The sequence below is a fragment of the Daquilactobacillus linshuiensis genome, from assembly GCF_052828685.1.
Genome location: NZ_CM128255.1, coordinates 350,185 through 367,196, shown reverse-complemented (window position 1 = coordinate 367,196; position 17,012 = coordinate 350,185). Strand labels below are relative to the sequence as shown.

14 protein-coding genes are annotated in these 17,012 nt (G+C 31.0%); 5 read left to right on the top strand and 9 right to left on the bottom strand.

The features are described 5' to 3' along the window. Nucleotides 1–69: 69 nt before the first annotated feature. Together ptsP and ACUV9F_RS01950 are read right to left on the bottom strand one after the other, a co-directional pair. The gene (gene ptsP / locus ACUV9F_RS01955) at nucleotides 70–1,797 is read right to left on the bottom strand and encodes a phosphoenolpyruvate--protein phosphotransferase (RefSeq protein WP_446184014.1); all 1,728 of its coding nucleotides are present in this window, start codon (nucleotides 1,795–1,797) and stop codon (nucleotides 70–72) included. Next, the gene (locus tag ACUV9F_RS01950; RefSeq protein WP_446184013.1) at nucleotides 1,797–2,063 is read right to left on the bottom strand and encodes a phosphocarrier protein HPr; all 267 of its coding nucleotides are present in this window, start codon (nucleotides 2,061–2,063) and stop codon (nucleotides 1,797–1,799) included. The genes ptsP and ACUV9F_RS01950 overlap by 1 nt, the downstream gene beginning before the upstream one ends. Nucleotides 2,064–2,363: 300 nt before the next feature. Between ACUV9F_RS01950 and ACUV9F_RS01945 the strand changes: the two genes are divergently transcribed. Next, on the top strand, nucleotides 2,364–4,532 hold the full coding sequence (locus tag ACUV9F_RS01945; RefSeq protein ID WP_446184012.1) for an ATP-dependent Clp protease ATP-binding subunit: 2,169 nt from the start codon (nucleotides 2,364–2,366) through the stop codon (nucleotides 4,530–4,532). 11 nt (nucleotides 4,533–4,543) lie between these two features. Here the strand turns inward: ACUV9F_RS01945 and ACUV9F_RS01940 are convergent, their stop codons facing one another. From ACUV9F_RS01940 to ACUV9F_RS01925, 4 genes are all read right to left on the bottom strand, one after another. After that, nucleotides 4,544–5,782 (bottom strand): D-alanyl-D-alanine carboxypeptidase family protein, encoded by a 1,239-nt coding sequence (locus ACUV9F_RS01940; protein ID WP_446184011.1) that lies wholly within the window; start codon nucleotides 5,780–5,782, stop codon nucleotides 4,544–4,546. A 147-nt stretch (nucleotides 5,783–5,929) separates the two neighbouring features. Beyond that, nucleotides 5,930–6,841 carry a GRP family sugar transporter gene (locus ACUV9F_RS01935; RefSeq protein ID WP_446184010.1) on the bottom strand — a complete coding sequence of 304 codons (912 nt, stop codon included), beginning with the start codon at nucleotides 6,839–6,841 and terminating at the stop codon, nucleotides 5,930–5,932. Between the two features lie 102 nt (nucleotides 6,842–6,943). After that, on the bottom strand, nucleotides 6,944–8,518 hold the full coding sequence (locus tag ACUV9F_RS01930; RefSeq protein ID WP_446184009.1) for a peptide chain release factor 3: 1,575 nt from the start codon (nucleotides 8,516–8,518) through the stop codon (nucleotides 6,944–6,946). Nucleotides 8,519–8,583: 65 nt separating this feature from the next. After that, nucleotides 8,584–9,939, bottom strand: coding sequence for a hemolysin family protein (locus tag ACUV9F_RS01925; protein ID WP_446184008.1), 1,356 nt, complete (start codon nucleotides 9,937–9,939; stop codon nucleotides 8,584–8,586). Nucleotides 9,940–10,067: 128 nt separating this feature from the next. On the opposite strand from ACUV9F_RS01925, the gene ACUV9F_RS01920 reads away from it, so the two are divergent. Next, entirely contained in the window at nucleotides 10,068–10,523 is a 456-nt protein-coding gene (locus tag ACUV9F_RS01920) for a hypothetical protein (protein ID WP_446184007.1), read from the top strand. Between the two features lie 49 nt (nucleotides 10,524–10,572). Here ACUV9F_RS01920 and ntdP read toward each other — a convergent pair whose 3' ends face one another. Next, a complete protein-coding gene (ntdP, locus tag ACUV9F_RS01915; RefSeq protein ID WP_446184006.1) occupies nucleotides 10,573–11,109 on the bottom strand; it encodes a nucleoside tri-diphosphate phosphatase in 537 nt (178 codons plus the stop codon). Between the two features lie 311 nt (nucleotides 11,110–11,420). Here ntdP and ACUV9F_RS01910 point away from each other — a divergent pair, with 311 nt between their 5' ends. From ACUV9F_RS01910 to ACUV9F_RS01900, 3 genes are read left to right on the top strand one after another with little or no spacing between them, the layout of a single operon-like run. Then, complete coding sequence (locus ACUV9F_RS01910; protein ID WP_446184005.1) at nucleotides 11,421–12,194, top strand: transporter substrate-binding domain-containing protein; 774 nt, start codon at nucleotides 11,421–11,423, stop codon at nucleotides 12,192–12,194. Nucleotides 12,195–12,205: 11 nt separating this feature from the next. Next, nucleotides 12,206–12,895 (top strand): amino acid ABC transporter permease, encoded by a 690-nt coding sequence (locus ACUV9F_RS01905; RefSeq protein WP_446184004.1) that lies wholly within the window; start codon nucleotides 12,206–12,208, stop codon nucleotides 12,893–12,895. Then, nucleotides 12,892–13,629: an amino acid ABC transporter ATP-binding protein gene (locus ACUV9F_RS01900; RefSeq protein ID WP_446184003.1), complete on the top strand. Its 738-nt coding sequence runs from the start codon at nucleotides 12,892–12,894 to the stop codon at nucleotides 13,627–13,629. Before ACUV9F_RS01905 ends, ACUV9F_RS01900 begins: the two co-directional genes overlap by 4 nt. A 40-nt stretch (nucleotides 13,630–13,669) precedes the next feature. On the opposite strand, the gene ACUV9F_RS01895 is transcribed toward ACUV9F_RS01900, so the two are convergent. Together ACUV9F_RS01895 and ACUV9F_RS01890 are read right to left on the bottom strand one after the other, a co-directional pair. Continuing rightward, nucleotides 13,670–14,023: a transcriptional regulator, SarA/Rot family gene (locus ACUV9F_RS01895; RefSeq protein WP_446184002.1), complete on the bottom strand. Its 354-nt coding sequence runs from the start codon at nucleotides 14,021–14,023 to the stop codon at nucleotides 13,670–13,672. Beyond that, complete coding sequence (locus ACUV9F_RS01890) at nucleotides 14,023–16,998, bottom strand: BspA family leucine-rich repeat surface protein (protein WP_446184001.1); 2,976 nt, start codon at nucleotides 16,996–16,998, stop codon at nucleotides 14,023–14,025. The genes ACUV9F_RS01895 and ACUV9F_RS01890 overlap by 1 nt, the downstream gene beginning before the upstream one ends. Between the last annotated feature and the right edge of the window lie 14 nt (nucleotides 16,999–17,012).

Sequence of the window (17,012 nt, the reverse complement as noted above, 5' to 3'; positions counted from 1 at the left end):
TAGTTTATAATATATATTTACATTTGTAAACTAAGATAAATAAAAAAAGAGAAATCTTTTGATTTCTCCTTATTTATTACTCATGAATTCTTCAACTAATTTAGCATTTTCTTCATTAGTTAGTGATTCGTTAATTGCTTTTTCAGAAAGCTCTTTTAATTCATTAGTATCAAGTTTTTTCATTAAGCTTCTAACTTTTAATACTGATGTAGCGCTCATAGAATACTCATCCAATCCCATACCTAGTAATAAAGGTACCATTATTGGATCACCAGCAGCTTCGCCACACATACCAGCCCATTTACCTTCTTTATGAGCAGCGTCAACAACATTTTTGACTAGTCTTAAAATTGAAGGGTTATATGGTTGATATAGATATGAGACATGCTCATTTCCACGATCAGCAGCCATTGTATATTGAATTAAGTCGTTAGTACCAATACTAAAGAAATCTACTACTTTAGCAAATTGGTCAGCTAAAACAGCAGCAGCTGGAATTTCAATCATCATTCCTACTTGAATGTCATTAGAAACTTCTACGCCTTCAGAAATAAGATTTTTCTTTTCTTCTTCAAAAATTGCCTTGGCATCTTTAAATTCTTGAACTGTGGCAATCATTGGGAACATAATTCTTAATGTTCCAAATGCAGAAGCACGTAATAATGCTCTTAATTGTGTTCTGAAAATATCTTGTTTATCTAAACTTATACGAATTGCACGATATCCTAAAAATGGATTCATTTCTTCAGGAAGAGGCATGTATGGAAGATGTTTATCTCCACCAATATCCATTGTTCTAACAACAACTGGCTTACCTTTCATTCCTTCTAAAACTGCTTTATAAGCTTCAAATTGACTATCTTCATCTGGTAATTCAGCTGAATCCATATATAAAAATTCAGTTCTGTATAGCCCAATTCCTTCAGCACCATTACTAATTACACCATCAAGATCTTTAGGTGTTCCTATGTTAGCAGCAACATCAAAATGTTTACCATCAGCGGTTATTGTTGCTTCATTCTTAAGTTTTTCCCACTCTAATTTTTGAGCAGCAAAATTTTCGGCCATTTTTTGATACTTTTGAATATCTGATTCACTTGGATCAACAATCAAATCACCGTCATTTCCATCAATGATCAATGTTTGTCCTTCAGATACTTCACTTGTAACTACATTAGTTCCAACAATTGCTGGAATTTCAAGTGAACGAGCCATTATTGCTGAGTGAGCAGTTCTTCCACCAATATTAGTTACAAAGCCTTTAACAAATTTTTTGTTAAGTTGAGCTGTATCACTAGGAGTTAAATCTTCTGCAACAATAATTACTTCTTCATCAATTAATGCTGGATTAGGTAGACTAACTCCTAATAAATGACTCATTACACGTTTTGAAACATCTCGAACATCCGCAGCACGTTCTTGCATATATGGATTGTCTGTCATAGATTCAAAAATTGTAATAAATTGTTTTGAAACTTCATCTAATGCTTGTTCAGCATTAATAGAATCATCTTTAATTTTTTGTTCTACTGCCCCTGTAAATTCAGGGTCAGCCAGAATCATCTTATGAGCATCAAAAACTTGAGCCTCTTCTTCACCAAGTGATTCAGCAGCTTTGTCTCTAATTGTTGAAAGTTCAGAATCAGACACTTCAAGGGCTGATTTTAATTTAGAAACTTCCTTATCAATGTCAGAAACATTTTTTGATTCAAATGATAAATCTGGTTGAACTAAAAGATAGGCCTTAGCTGTAGCAATTCCATCACTAGCAGCAATTCCACTAATAGTTTTAGTCATTATTCAGTTAATCCTTCTTTACTCATTGTTTCTGTAATAGCTGTCATTGCGTCTGCCGCATCATCACCTTCAGCAGTAATTGTTACATCTGATCCTTGACCAACACCAAGTGACATAACACCCATGATAGATTTTAAGTTAACTGATTTTCCGTTAAATTCTAAGTTGATATCTGAGCTAAATTTGCTTGCTGTTTGTACTAATAGTGTAGCTGGACGTGCATGAATTCCTGATTCTGCAACGATGTGAAATTGTTTGTTTTCCATAGTGTAATTACCTCACTAAACTTCCATATAATATTTTAGAAAAAGAAAGCATTAGCTTTCAATATTCAGATAAAATCGTATCATTTTTTTTATGTTTGGACAAGTGTTTTCTATTTTTTGATAATCGATTACAAGCCCAATATATCAATATTCAGAAGTTGTGAAATCTCGATGAAAACATGCACCATCATTTTCAGAAAATTGCAAGTCTTAGCACTTGCATTATACGAGTGCTAATTATATAATCTCTTTATATCCTGATATTGGATATAAATAAACTTATGAAAGGCAGGGAAATGTATGCTTTGCCAAAATTGCAATATAAGAGAAGCTACTATACATCTCTACACAAGCGTTAATGGACAACGCACAGAAGTAAATTTATGTCAAAATTGTTATCAACAATTACGTAATCAACAAGCAAATATGTCAAATAATCCATTTGATATGAATGATTTTGGTGACCTATTTAGTGCTATTAATAATAATGGTTCACAAAATAGTTCTTCAGCCGATGATTTTTATCGTACACAATCTCAAGGACCTACGAATGGTGGAAATAATACAAATGGAAATTCCGTTCTTTCACAATTTGGTGTTGATTTGACTCAACAAGCAAAAGACGGACATATTGATCCAGTAATTGGCCGTGATAGTGAAATTGAAAGAGTTATTGAAATATTAAATAGAAGAACAAAAAACAACCCAGTATTAATCGGTGAAGCTGGTGTTGGTAAAACTGCAGTAGTTGAAGGATTAGCACAAAAAATTGTCGATGGACAAGTTCCTCAAAAACTATTGAAGAAACGAGTTATAAGATTAGACGTCGTTTCACTTGTACAAGGTACTGGAATTCGTGGACAATTCGAACAAAGAATGCAAGAACTCATTGACGAATTACAAAAAGATAAAAATATAATCTTATTCATTGATGAAATTCACGAAATTGTTGGCGCTGGTAATGCAGAAGGTGGAATGGACGCAGGAAATGTTTTAAAACCTGCTCTTTCTCGTGGTGAATTACAATTAGTTGGTGCCACAACTCTTAATGAATTTAGAACAATCGAAAAAGATTCAGCATTGGCTCGTCGTTTACAACCAGTACAAGTAAATGAACCTACCGTTGAAGAAACAATAAAAATTCTTAACGGTTTAAAGCCAAAATATGAATCATATCATAATGTTAAATACACGTCAGCAGCAATAACAGCAGCAGCAACGTTATCAGATAGATATATTCAAGATAGATTTCTACCAGATAAAGCAATTGATTTATTAGATGAATCTGGCTCTAAGAAAAATTTAACAATCGCTCCAGTTGATTCAAAAGAATTAGAGAATAAAATTTCTGAAGCAGAAAAGAACAAGCAAGCAGCACTCAAGCAAGAAGATTATGAAAAAGCTGCTTATTATCGCGATAAAGTAAATCAATATACTGACATGCGCGATAATAAACAACCAGATCCAAATGAGTCAGCAACTGTAACAGAAAAAAATATTGAAGATATTGTTGAAGCTAAAACTAAGATTCCAGTTGGTGATCTAAAAGCCAATGAACAAGCTCAATTGAAAAATCTTGAACCTAACTTAAAGAGTAATGTAATTGGTCAAGATAAAGCCGTTGAAGAAGTAGCAAAGGCTATCAGAAGAAATAGAATTGGATTTAACAAGTCTGGACGTCCAATAGGCTCATTTTTATTTGTTGGTCCTACAGGTGTTGGTAAAACTGAATTAGCTAAACAATTATCAAAACAATTATTTGGCTCAACTGATTCAATGATTCGTTTTGATATGTCTGAATATATGGAAAAACACAGTATATCTAAACTAATCGGTTCACCTCCTGGATATGTCGGTTATGAAGAAGCTGGACAACTAACTGAACAAGTTCGTCGTAATCCTTATAGTTTAATATTGCTAGATGAGGTAGAAAAAGCTCATCCAGATGTAATGCACATGTTCTTACAAATTCTTGATGATGGACGCTTAACAGATTCACAAGGTAGAACAGTCAGCTTTAAAGATACCATAATTATTATGACTTCAAACGCTGGACAAGGTGATGCTGAAGCAAATGTTGGATTTGGTGCAACAAGTTCTGGATCAACACACTCAGTAATGGATAAGCTAGGAAACTATTTCAAACCTGAATTTTTAAACAGATTCGATGGAATAGTCGAATTTTCACCTTTATCAAAAGAAAACTTATTATCAATTGTTGATTTAATGATTAATGACACTAATAAGATGATTCAAGATAAAGGTTTACATGTTAATGTAACAACACCAGCAAAAGAAAAACTCGTAGATCTAGGTTATGATCCTGCAATGGGTGCACGCCCACTACGTCGTATTATCCAAGAACAAATTGAAGACAATGTTGCAGATTATTATTTGAATAATCCAAATGATGAAAAATTAGAAGCTACATTAGCTGACAATAAAATCATTATTAAAAAAGAAGATTAAAAAAATGGAATTCAAAAAATTGAATTCCATTTTTTGTTTTCAAATAAATTTCTCCACGTCCTTACGAAGAAATTTGTTTTTCCAACATTTCTTTGAGCTTTATATTTAAAATCATAATTACTAAAAATATTATCATTTAAATATTCATTTTCAAATTGATATTTTCTAACTGCAATAATTTGTCCTTTTTTAAAAGGGAGATTACCTTTGAAATTTAGTTTAGATCTAAGCTCTTCTTTACCACTATCATTTTTGACAAAGATAGTACTATCCCCACTTGGAAATAAAGTCACGGATCCCTCTTTAGTATCTGCATTTATCAAATTAACTTTTTCATTTTCTAAGTTGTACAACTTGGTATTAAGTTCTGTTTGTCTAAGCATTGAAACAGTATCAGTAAATTTATTGTTATCTACTGGGGAATTAAGTACTACTGTAATGACTCTTCTTCCTAATAGATTGGTAATTCCAACAAAATTACCACCATCCCTTGGAGTTGTTCCGGTTTTCAATCCCGTAAACTTATATTCAGAACCATTTAGTAATTTATCTGTACTGTTCAAGACTGATTTATGAATTCCTATCTTAGGAAAAAAAATCTGTTTTTTTTTCGTAATTTCCAAAATATTTGGATACTCGTCTATTAAATGATTAGCAATTATAGCAACTTCTTTAGCCGATAACATATTCTCAGTATTATCATCTGTATTTGGATCATTAAATTGAGCTAAATCACCATCTTTTAGTCCAGAAGCAGAAACAATTTTAACATTATCAATTCCCCATTGCCTTAGTTGCTCTTCAGCTTCTATATAGTATTTTTTTTGACTCCCACATAATATATTTGCTAATTCAATTGCAGCACTGTTTGATGAAGGTAGCAAAGCAGCATTTTCTAAATCTTGTACTGTATATTTTTCATTAGAATTCATTGGAGCGTTTGCAACAGACATATTATGACTAAAATTAACTATATTATTAGGTACTACGTATTGTGTATTTCTATCAATTTTCCCTAACTGTATTTCTTTTTCTACCATATATATAAGTATTAATTTTGAAATAGAAGCAATTGGAAATCTTTGATTTTCATTCTTACTTGCAACAATTTGACCGCTTTTATCATCAATCAAAATAGCAGATTTTGCTGAAACATTAGGGGTAATTATACTTGCCGAAACACTATTAGCTCCTAGCAAACTACAAAATATTATAATTATGACTCCTATTTTTAATAATTGTTTTTTCATCTATCTTACTTTCTTACTTTCTTACTTTTTTATATGTATATATTACCTTTACATGCTATCATTATTCAAATTAATATTTATTTAAATTAAAGATTCGATTTCAGACAAATAAAAAAAGACCAAATTTTTTCAATTTGATCCTTTAATTTATTTTAAGAATGCTGTTGCAGAAGCTCCAGCAACAATCATAATCAAACCAATAATGATAACTAACCATTCTTTTTTAGTCTTATGTGTATGCATTACTAAAATACCAGAAACAGTAGCACCAACGATTGATACTTGAGACAAAACAAATCCTGTTGCTAATCCAAGCATTGCTGGTTGTGCCGATACTAAGTATCCTAGAGCTGCCATAGCAAAGAAGAAACCAGAAAAGATTTGTTTATATGTAATACTTTGTTTAAAGATATTGTTGTGATTTGTAATAAGTTCAAAAATACCTAAAATTAGACCAAATATTGCCATACCAATAGCTTGTGGCAAGAACATATGCATTCCATCAGTACCATGAGTATATTGTGGAAGAATTCCATATAATGAGTAACCAATTTGTGCAATTAATAGTACTCCGACTGCCTTAAGCAATAGTTCCTTATTACCTGAAGTTGCTTTTTCTTGATATGTTGTTAAATAAGCACCTACAAGAATAACGATAACAGCAACTGCACCAATTAAACGAGCTTGATTAGAACCCCAGTTGCCAAGCATAATAACTCCCCAAAGCACATTTGCAGTAATTTGAAAAGCGGTAGAAATTGGCATAGCCTTTGCTGATCCCAAAGCATTTCCATCTTTATCCTTCATACCAAATGCGGCAATTGTCAAAACATTTCCAAAAGCCCATGCAGCTCCAGATAATGCAGCTAACCAAAAGTTAGCGCCTGTAGGAATAGTTAAGCGTTGTACTAAAACCAATACAATAGCTACAATCAAAGTTCCCCATGTAGCTCCAAAAATACCTTGAACTGGCTTACCACCAAATTTTGAAACAAGTGTTGGATATGCACTCCAACCAATAATTGCTAGAAAAGCAAAAAATAAACCTAATGTATTCAAATTTCTTTCTCCTTAATTCTTTATCTAAATAAAACTTGACCTAAATATTTTATCCTAAAATAATCAAAACGTAAACGATACCAAAACAAATAATTGTCATTGTTATAATTTTGAAGTTAATTTAACATCTGGATATTTATCTTTAAACCAATTTTCAGCAAATCGATTTTCAAATAAGAACAAAGGATTGTCGTCCATATCTTTAACTAAAATATTTCTTGAAGACGACATTGATTCATCCAACTGTGAAGGATCAATCCATCTTGCAATTCTTGACCCTATTGGTGACATCTCAACTTCACTATTATATTCATTTTGCATTCTAAATTTAAACACTTCAAATTGAAGTTGACCAACTGCACCAAGAATATAATCATTTGTCGAATACTTCTTGTATAGTTGAACAGCCCCTTCTTGAACTAATTGTGTCATTCCCTTATGAAACGATTTTTGCTTCATAACATTTTTAGCCGTTACTTCCATAAATAATTCAGGAGTAAATTGTGGTAAATCTTCAAATTCAATTTCTTTTTTTCCTGTGTAGATAGTATCACCAATTTGAAAATTACCGGTATCATACAATCCAACAATATCACCTGCAACAGCACTGGAAACTTGTTCTCTTTGATCCGACATGAACTCAGTAGCATTATTTAATCGTAAATTTTTCTTTGTTCTTTGAAGTGTAACGTCAATTCCCTTACTAAACTCCCCAGAGCAAACTCTGATAAACGCAATTCTATCACGATGAGCTGGATTCATATTAGCTTGAATCTTGAAAACAAATCCTGAAAACTCTTCATTAACCGGATCTATTTCATTTCCATCTTTTGTTTTTTTAGCTTTTGGTTGAGGTGCCATATCGACAAAATGATCCAAAAATGTTTGAACACCAAAATTAGTCAAAGCAGATCCAAAAAATACTGGTGTTTGGTCTCCAGACATTATTTTTGCTTCATCATATTCATTACCAGCTTCACTTATTAATGCGACTTCATCTCTTGCTTGTTCAAAATCGTTTTCTTGCTGTAGTGAGTTATTTTTATCAACTAACTCACCATTATCATCTAAATCTATAAACTTATCATCTGAATCTTTTCGGTATAGTTCTACTCGGTGATTGTGAATATCATATAATCCTTTAAGACCCTTTCCCATTCCAATTGGCCAGTTCATTGCACAACCTTCTATATCTAATAAATCCTCAAGTTCCGCAATTAAATCCAATGGATCTCGACCATCACGATCAAGTTTATTCATAAATGTGAAAATAGGAATACCGCGCTGTTTAACAACTTTAAACAACTTTTTAGTTTGCGGTTCGATACCCTTAGCTGAATCAATTACCATTACTGCGGCATCAACAGCCATTAAAGTACGGTATGTATCTTCAGAGAAATCTTCGTGCCCTGGGGTATCTAAAATATTGATACGCTTATCTTTATAATCAAACTGCATAACAGAACTAGTTACAGAGATACCACGTTTTTTTTCAATTTCCATCCAATCACTTGTAGCAAACTGACCAGACTTTTTACCCTTGACGGTTCCTGCAGACCTAATTACTCCACCAAACAATAATAATTGTTCAGTTATAGTTGTTTTTCCAGCATCCGGATGGGAAATAATTGCAAATGTTCTTCTTTTAGATACTTTTTCTTTTAATGTTTCAGACATTTCAAGCTCCTTTTTTCTAACTAAAGTATTATATCAAGTTTTAAAGTATTAAAAAAGACGAGAGATTAAATAGCTCGTCTTTTACTTAATTTTTGTTTTATTATTTTAGATTTTTCTGTAGGCAATTCAACTAATACCTCTTGAACCCTTGAACCCTTAACTTCACCAGAAGTAAGCTTTACACCGTCATTTAACATGCTTGATAATTGATTATTATTAGTTGGAATTTCTCCCACTTCTGTAATTAAATAACCAGCTATTGTATCAATATCATCTTTTTCAAGATTTTCTTCAAAAATTCTGTTAAAGTCGTTTAAGCTCAACTTTCCTTCTACTTTGTAAGTATTGGAGTTAACTTTTTGATAGAGAGTTGTATTTTCATCATACTCATCATCAATTTCACCAACTATTTCTTCAATTAAGTCTTCAATAGTTGCGATACCAACAACTCCACCATACTCGTCAAGAATTATTGATAATTGTTGATGAGTGTTTTTCATTTTAAATAATAAGTCATTAACATTAGTGGTTTCTGGTACATAAATTGGCTCAGTCATGATATCTGGGATAGAAATTTTTTCAAAACCACTTTTTCTAGCAGTTTTTAATAAATCTTTGATATGAACAACACCAATAACTGTATCTTTGTCTCCACCATAAACTGGAATACGAGAATAAGGATGACTTAAAATCTCATCAATATTTTCGTCTTGATCGTCATTTATATCAATCATAAAGGTATCAGTTCTTGGTACCATAACTTCCCGCACCATTTTATCATTGAAACTGATTATTCCTTCAATCATCTCGTATTCTTCATCATCAATACTGCCATCAGTTTTTGACTTCTCTAAAACTGATAAAACTTCATTTCTTGATAATCCGTCTTCTTTTTTAGTGAAATCAATAGGTGTAATTTTTAATAAAACTTTGGTTGATACCGACAACAGCGCTACAAGAGGCTTAAATAGCACACTGAAAAATCTAATAACAGGAACGGTAATATTTATAGTTTTTTCAGTTTTTTGAATGGCTATTTGTTTAGGATATAATTCTCCTAAAACTAAAGAAAAGTATGAAAGTATTAATGTAATAATAATTATAGATAACTCTTGGCTACCTTCAAATCCTCCTAGTACCTTTGCCAATACTTTTGACATTGTTACTGCTGCACTCGCTGAGGATAAAAAACCTGCAAAGGTAATGGCAACTTGAACTGTAGCTAAGTATTTAGTTGAATCATTCAAAACTAAAAGTTGCTTTTTAGCTCTTTGATTGCCTTCCTTAGCTTTTGTTTCCACCTTTGTTCTATTTAAAGATAACAAAGCTGTTTCTCCTGCTGCAAAAAACGCATTAATTAATGTTAAAACTACAATTAATATTAATTGACTAATCAGGACTGAGCTCCCCGGGTCTTCCATTATTTTAAAAACTCTCTTTCATATATTGTTAAATAATTATATCATTTTTTAATTTTTTATATAGATACGCATTCAAATACTTACAATATTTATTTAAATGATTTACTCTTATTTATGAGGACAAAATTATGACACGTAGAAATTTAACAAATATATATATATTCTTATTTATAATTCCTTATACCGTTAGTTTATTAATGGTAGGAACTTCTTACAATGCTTTAGTGATGCACGCAAATAGCATATGGAGAACAGTTATTGGTAGCATTGTAGGAGCTTTTTTCCTAATGGCATTAAAAACCGTTATGCATCAAGTAGTCAAAAATATTCAGCATGATATTGATAACATCTTTGCTAAATCTATCATAGATTTTTTTGATATTGAAAGTAAGCCTATCAATTTATATTTAAATTTTATACTCGATTTTGTGTTTTGTTATGCAAGTACTTATGTAATTAGATATCTTTTTTCACCTAGATTATATGTTGGTAGTCTTTTAGGCTATCTAACCATTGTACTTTCTTTATCAATTTTGATAGGAATAACTATAGAATATCAACCACTTATAAAAAATAAATACTAATAAAAAGGCTATTGATTAAATCAATAGCCTTTTTTATAACAATCAGTAGTTATACATGATTTGATAATTCATTATATCTTTTCATCCACATATCAACATAAGCTTTAGAAAAAGGACCTTTTCCTTCATTAATCCACTCTATTAAAGTATCAACATTCTTATGCAATATCTTATCTATTTCAGGTGGATAATTCCACTTTCTACTATGCAGCGCATATTCATCAACATCTAAAAGTCGCTTTTCTCCATCAGGAAATACTTTTATATCTAAATCGTAATCAATATACTTCAAAGCTTCCTTATCTAAAGCAAATGGTGTTGCCAAGTTGCAATAGTAAGAAACACCACTTTCGCGAATCATAGTAACGATATTGAACCAATAATGTTTATGAAAGTAAACTAATGCGGGCTCTCTTGTAACCCATTTTCTTCCGTCTGATTCAGTGACTAAAGTATGATCATTACAACCAATTATTTCATTTTCACTAGTTTTAAGAACCATTGTTTCACGCCATGTTCTATGCAAATGACCATCATGTTTATAACTTTGGATTGCTATGTAATCTCCTTCTTTAGGAATATCCATAACTTTTCCAGCTTTCTATTAACTGCATTCTTTAAAATTATATCAAAGGAATACAAACTTGACTATATAAAAACAATAACTTGACTTAAATTTATTCACATATTATTATCAATTTAACGATTTTAAAGGAGATTTAACATGCAAAAAGTTTCAACTACTCTTTTTAATAAAGAATGTTGTTGTGTAGTAGCGGAAAATACTACACTTTTTTGCGTGTCTAATTTAAAACTCTAATAAAATTAGTTAACCTACAATTTTAAGAGAGCTGACAATTAGTCAGCTCTCTTTTTTTGTATTTTCAGGAGGAATATATGAAGAAAAGAACATTACTAATCACTCTAATAGCCTTTTTTATGGTTATTCTAACAGGATGTGCCGGTTCAAAAAAAATCACCAAAAAACCAGGTATATTAACAATTGGTGTAGAAGGAACATATGCGCCATATTCTTATAGAGCTGGTAATAAATTAACTGGATTTGAAATTGACTACGGAAATCAAGTTGCAAAGAAATTGGGACTAAAAGCAGAATTTATCCCTACAAAATGGGACTCACTAATTGCCGGATTGAACTCTAATACATTTGACGTAGTTATCAACAATGTTGCGATTAACAAAGAAAGAAAAGCACACTATATTTTTTCTGAGCCATACATCTATTCTAGATCAGTAATTATCACTAAGAAAAATAGCTCTATCAAAAGTGTTAATGACCTAAAAAATGTAAAAGTTGCTGAAGGAACAGGAACTGATAACTATCAAAAAGCAGAAAAATTTAATGCTGATATTATCTCTTCGCCAGATTTTCAATCAACGATGTCTATGCTAGATACTAATCGAATCAAAGCAACTATTAACTCTCAAGAGGCATTCTTAACATGGCAAAAATCAAATAAAGATAATGATTTAAAATATATAGTTATACCTGAGTCAAAATTAGAATCATCTCAAATAGCTCCAATTTACAACAAAAATTCAACAAAATTAAAAAATCAAATAACCAAAGCTACCAAGGAATTATATAAAGACGGAACAATGAAAAAACTTTCTTATAAATACTTTGGCAAAGATATAACTAAAAAATAAAGGAAATTTTTATGGGCAATATAATAATAACATCCCTACCACCAATGATTATTGCAATGTTAAAGTTTACAATTCCACTTGCATTAATTTCATTTTTTATTGGATTAATTCTTGCTATTGTTACAGCTTTAATTAATTTTTTAACTTCTAAAAAATCAAATCTATTTTGGAAAATATTACAATTAATTTCAAAATTTTATATTTGGATTTTCCGCTCAACTCCATTGCTAGTTCAATTATTTATTATTTTTTTTGGCTTACCAAATATTGGAATTGAATTAAATCCTTTCGTTGCTGCGGTAATTGGATTTTCATTAAATACAGGAGCTTACACTTCTGAAATAATTCGTTCAGCACTTATGTCTGTTCCTAAAGACCAGTGGGACGCTTCTTTCACTTTAGGATTTTCTATGTACACAACACTAAAAAAGATAATTTTACCTCAAGCATTTAGAATTGCTTTACCACCACTATTTAATTCATTTATTGGACTAGTAAAAGATACTTCATTAGCAAGCTCAATTACAATCTTAGAAATGTTTCAAGTTAGTCAACAAATTGCAGCTAAGAATTTTGAGCCTTTACTGATGTATTCACTAGCTGCCGGACTTTATGCAATTATTTGTACCTTATTAACGCTTTTACAAAGATATCTAGAAAAGCACTCGTCAATTTACATTAAAGGTGGTATTTCTGCATGATTTCTATAAAAAATATGACCAAATATTATGAAGATAAAATTGTTTTAAACAATATAAATGTAGATTTTAATAATAACGAAACTACTGTTATTCTTGGACCCTCAGGTTCAGGAAAATCAACCCTGCTCAAATCAATTAATCTATTAGTCAAACCCGAAATTGGAAATCTTATTATTGACGATATTTCTATTGACTATTCAGCTAATATAACAAAAAAATTGAGTAATCAGGTACGTCAAAAGACTAGTATGGTATTTCAAAACTGGAATTTATTTCCTAACATAACGGTTATTGATAACATTACACTAGCACCTATAGAAAATTTGCATATAAAAAAAGAAGATGCGCTTATAAAAGCCAAAGAACTATTAAAGCAAGTAAATCTCGAAGGTTATGAAAATTATTATCCAAATCAATTATCTGGTGGTCAGCAACAAAGAATCTCAATTTGTCGGGCGTTAGCTATGGATCCAAAATTTCTTTTGTTAGATGAACCAACAAGTGCACTGGATCCTGAACTTGAAAATCAGGTTTTAGAAATACTAAAAAAATTAAGTGATCAAGAACAATCAATAATTTTAGTTACTCATAATATGCAATTTGCAAGACTTGTTGCAGATAAAATAGTTTTTATAGAAGATGGTAAAGTTTTATTTAATGGAAAAAAAGACGTTTTTTTCCAAAAGCCAACTGAAAGAATTACCAAATTTTTATCAAAGACAACATTTCAATAACACAAAAACACCGTCAACTCAAAAGAGTTGACGGTGTTTTCTATATTTTTACTTCTAACAAATCATTACTGAGCTTTTCTATGATTTTCTTTGCACTTGGAGTAACTCTAATTTCCACTTTTCTTTGATCATCAGAATTACCATAGATTCGTCCTATCATTTCTTTTTTTTGTAATCCTTTTAAAGATCTTGAAACAGAAGTCCTAGATAGTTTTAATCCTTTAGCAATATCCGTAGGTGAACTGCTCTTGTAACATTCTATCTGCAACAAGATTTTATATTGTAAGAAAGATAATCCATATTTCGATGCAATTCTATCCAGTTTATTCATCAATTGACTTTGTTGAATATACCAACTATCAAGTGTCATATTTTCTGTCATAACATTTACCATTAATCTTCTTTATTTTCTTTCTTTCCTCTAAGAATTAGATAACTTATAAGACTCATAGCGGCTAAACCAATAGCTGATACTATTGAACTTAAAATCAATTCAGTTCCTGTCAATGGAAGATTACGTTCTTTTTTATGATTTGTATCTTTAGGACTTTGTGGAGCATTTTCTTTTGGCTTATTAGGTTGAACTGGTTGTTTAGAGTCTTCTTTATCATATTTATAAACTACTGTTTGTGATCCTTTAGTAAATACGCCAGTTCTATTTTTAGGTTCTTCAACTAGTTTGTATCCTTTTATTTGTTTTGCCTTAGTTGAATATTTTTCTCCAACATGTCCCATCATAATATCATCTTTAGCTACAATATTACCATCTTCATCCACATATCTAACTATCACTGTAGAATCTTCTGGTACTACATTTTTTTCTCTCACATGAACTTGTACTGTCTTTGTTTGTCCATCTTTAGCTGTGATTACTACGTCATAGTCTCCAACTTTTGTCATATCTACTGCAGATTTATCAATTGTTACTGATTCATCTTTACCATCTTTGTCTGTTGCACTTGCCTTGAATTCAGAATCATCTGGCATTGAATCTCCAACATATTTTGTTACGTCTGAACCATTAATTGAACGTTGATCTGCAAGAACATGTACTTTAACAGTCTTTGTTTGTCCATCTTTAGCTGTGATTACTACATCATAATCGCCAGCTTTTGTCATATCTACTTTTGATTTATCAATTGTTACTGATTCGTCTTTACCATCTTTGTCTGTTGCACTTGCCTTGAATTCAGAATCATTTGGCATTGAATCTCCAACATATTTTGTTACGTCTGAACCCTTAATACTTGATAAGTTATCTTTAACAGTAATCTTTGCTTTAGCCGTTGCCAAAGATGTCAAATTAATACTAAAAATTGGATTATCTTTAATTGAGTAATTGACTTCATAAACTCCTGCCTTTGTCGTATCAACTAACTTGTCAACCATAATATTACTAAAATCAACTGCGGATCCATCTTTATAAGTGGCACTATCCCAATTATCTCTTGGAGTCCATGAATCACCCACATATAGTGTTGAATCATGAACCTTCATTGTACTTTGGTTTTCTTTAACAACGATTTTTGCAGTAGCACTAACACCTTGATAAGTATAGGTTACTTGATAAGTTCCAGCTTTTGTTGTATCAACTGAACCTTCTATTTTTCCATTCTTTTGAAATTCAGAAAAATCAACATTATCACCATCTTTATTTAATGTACTATCCCAATTATCTTTAGGAGTCCATGAATCACCTACATACAATGTTGAGTTATGAACATTCACGGTAGCAGATTTATCTTTTGAATAAACATAAGTAACTGTTTGATCTACATCTGAAAACTTACCTGTAGCAGGACTGCCTTGTATTTCTTTAAATGTATATCCATCAAAAGATTTTTTCTCTGTTTTATAGTCATCGCCAGCATAACCTGACAATACAGTATCTGAGTCTAATGGATTACCTTTTTCATCAACATATTTAACCGTAACGTTTTTACCCGTTGTTTGCCAAATATATGTATCTGCATCTTTAGACCCATCATAGGTTGTCATAAACTCTGATGAAGTCCAGATATTGTCACCTTTAGGTGCTGTAGTAGTACCTTTATTTAAATTAATCCATTTGCCTGAATAATTTCCTTGTTTTGTGATTTCGGGTAACGCAGCAGCTGTTCCACCTACATACTTGAATTTAGATCCCAATGTTAGTGTATTCAACGCAATATCATTTTTGAAAAGTTCGGTCATATCAGTAACATTGGAAGTATCAATACCAGAAATATTTAAAGTAGTTAAATATTTATCATCCCTAAACATTTCCTTCATTAAAGTTAATGCAGGTGTTCGAAAATTACTTAAATTTAGCGTTTTGAAATTGGTTGCATAAAACATGGAACTCATATCAGTAACCTTACTTGTATTAAAGTTACTCAAATTGATAGTATCCATATTCTTAATGCCAAAAAACATTGTGGACATATTCGTAACTTTACTTGTATCAAAATTACTTAAATCTAAATTATTTGTACCAACCCCAATAAACATAGCGGCCATATTCGTAACTTTACTTGTATTGAAATTTTTTACATTAATTGAAGTCATAGGAGTGTCATAAGCAAACATCGCACTCATATCCGTCACATTACTTGTATTGAAACTAGACATATCAATACTTGGAGTTTTCACAGCTTCAAACATAGCGGCCATATTCGTAACTTTGCTTGTATCAAGTCCTGAAACATTAATTGATGTTAAATTATTGTCATTAGCAAACATTCCAGCCATATTTGTAACATTACTTGTATCAAAACTTGATACATCAATTGTTTTTAAAGCGGTCATTTTGTTAAACATACCGTTCATATCTGTTACTTTTGAAGTATCAAACTTATCTAATCCTTGAATTTCAGTAACCTTATTCAATGCTGCAAATATTGAAACATGTCCTTGTGCAACAATCGGTCCATCAATAATAATTTTAGTTATTTTAGAAGCATATGGCAAAAATGGGCCATCGCCTAATCCTGCGTCTCCACTAGGAATTGTTCCAGCACTTAAATGTAACTCTCCTGAATCATTAATTACCCAATTTACAGTTCCATGTGTTCCAGAAGCAATGTTTTGTTTGCTTTTACCTGCAGTTTGTTCAACATTATTATTATTTGAATTTAATTGTTGATTAACATTACTTTCTTCTTTTATATTAGTTGTTTTTGACTTATCTTTATCAACATTTTCATTATTTGATGCTTCTTCTGATTTAATATTTTGTTGATTATTTGTTTCCTTATTTGGTTTATTATTTACTTCATTTTTTGGATTTACTGTTGATTCTACAGCCATTACTGAACTAGATATGGGTGATAAAGCTGTTAAAATTAATGATGCATATGTTACAAGTTTCCATTTTTTATTTGATTTCATAATAGATATTTCCC

Coding starts and splice junctions, on each gene's coding strand:
- ACUV9F_RS01940 (WP_446184011.1), bottom strand. CDS start 5,782: ATGAAAAAACAATTATTAAAAATAGGAGTCATAATTATAATATTTTGT.
- ACUV9F_RS01910 (WP_446184005.1), top strand. CDS start 11,421: ATGAAGAAAAGAACATTACTAATCACTCTAATAGCCTTTTTTATGGTT.
- ACUV9F_RS01895 (WP_446184002.1), bottom strand. CDS start 14,023: ATGGTAAATGTTATGACAGAAAATATGACACTTGATAGTTGGTATATT.
- ptsP (WP_446184014.1), bottom strand. CDS start 1,797: ATGACTAAAACTATTAGTGGAATTGCTGCTAGTGATGGAATTGCTACA.
- ACUV9F_RS01945 (WP_446184012.1), top strand. CDS start 2,364: ATGCTTTGCCAAAATTGCAATATAAGAGAAGCTACTATACATCTCTAC.
- ACUV9F_RS01890 (WP_446184001.1), bottom strand. CDS start 16,998: ATGAAATCAAATAAAAAATGGAAACTTGTAACATATGCATCATTAATT.
- ACUV9F_RS01930 (WP_446184009.1), bottom strand. CDS start 8,518: ATGTCTGAAACATTAAAAGAAAAAGTATCTAAAAGAAGAACATTTGCA.
- ACUV9F_RS01920 (WP_446184007.1), top strand. CDS start 10,068: ATGACACGTAGAAATTTAACAAATATATATATATTCTTATTTATAATT.
- ACUV9F_RS01950 (WP_446184013.1), bottom strand. CDS start 2,063: ATGGAAAACAAACAATTTCACATCGTTGCAGAATCAGGAATTCATGCA.
- ntdP (WP_446184006.1), bottom strand. CDS start 11,109: ATGGATATTCCTAAAGAAGGAGATTACATAGCAATCCAAAGTTATAAA.
- ACUV9F_RS01925 (WP_446184008.1), bottom strand. CDS start 9,939: ATGGAAGACCCGGGGAGCTCAGTCCTGATTAGTCAATTAATATTAATT.
- ACUV9F_RS01900 (WP_446184003.1), top strand. CDS start 12,892: ATGATTTCTATAAAAAATATGACCAAATATTATGAAGATAAAATTGTT.
- ACUV9F_RS01905 (WP_446184004.1), top strand. CDS start 12,206: ATGGGCAATATAATAATAACATCCCTACCACCAATGATTATTGCAATG.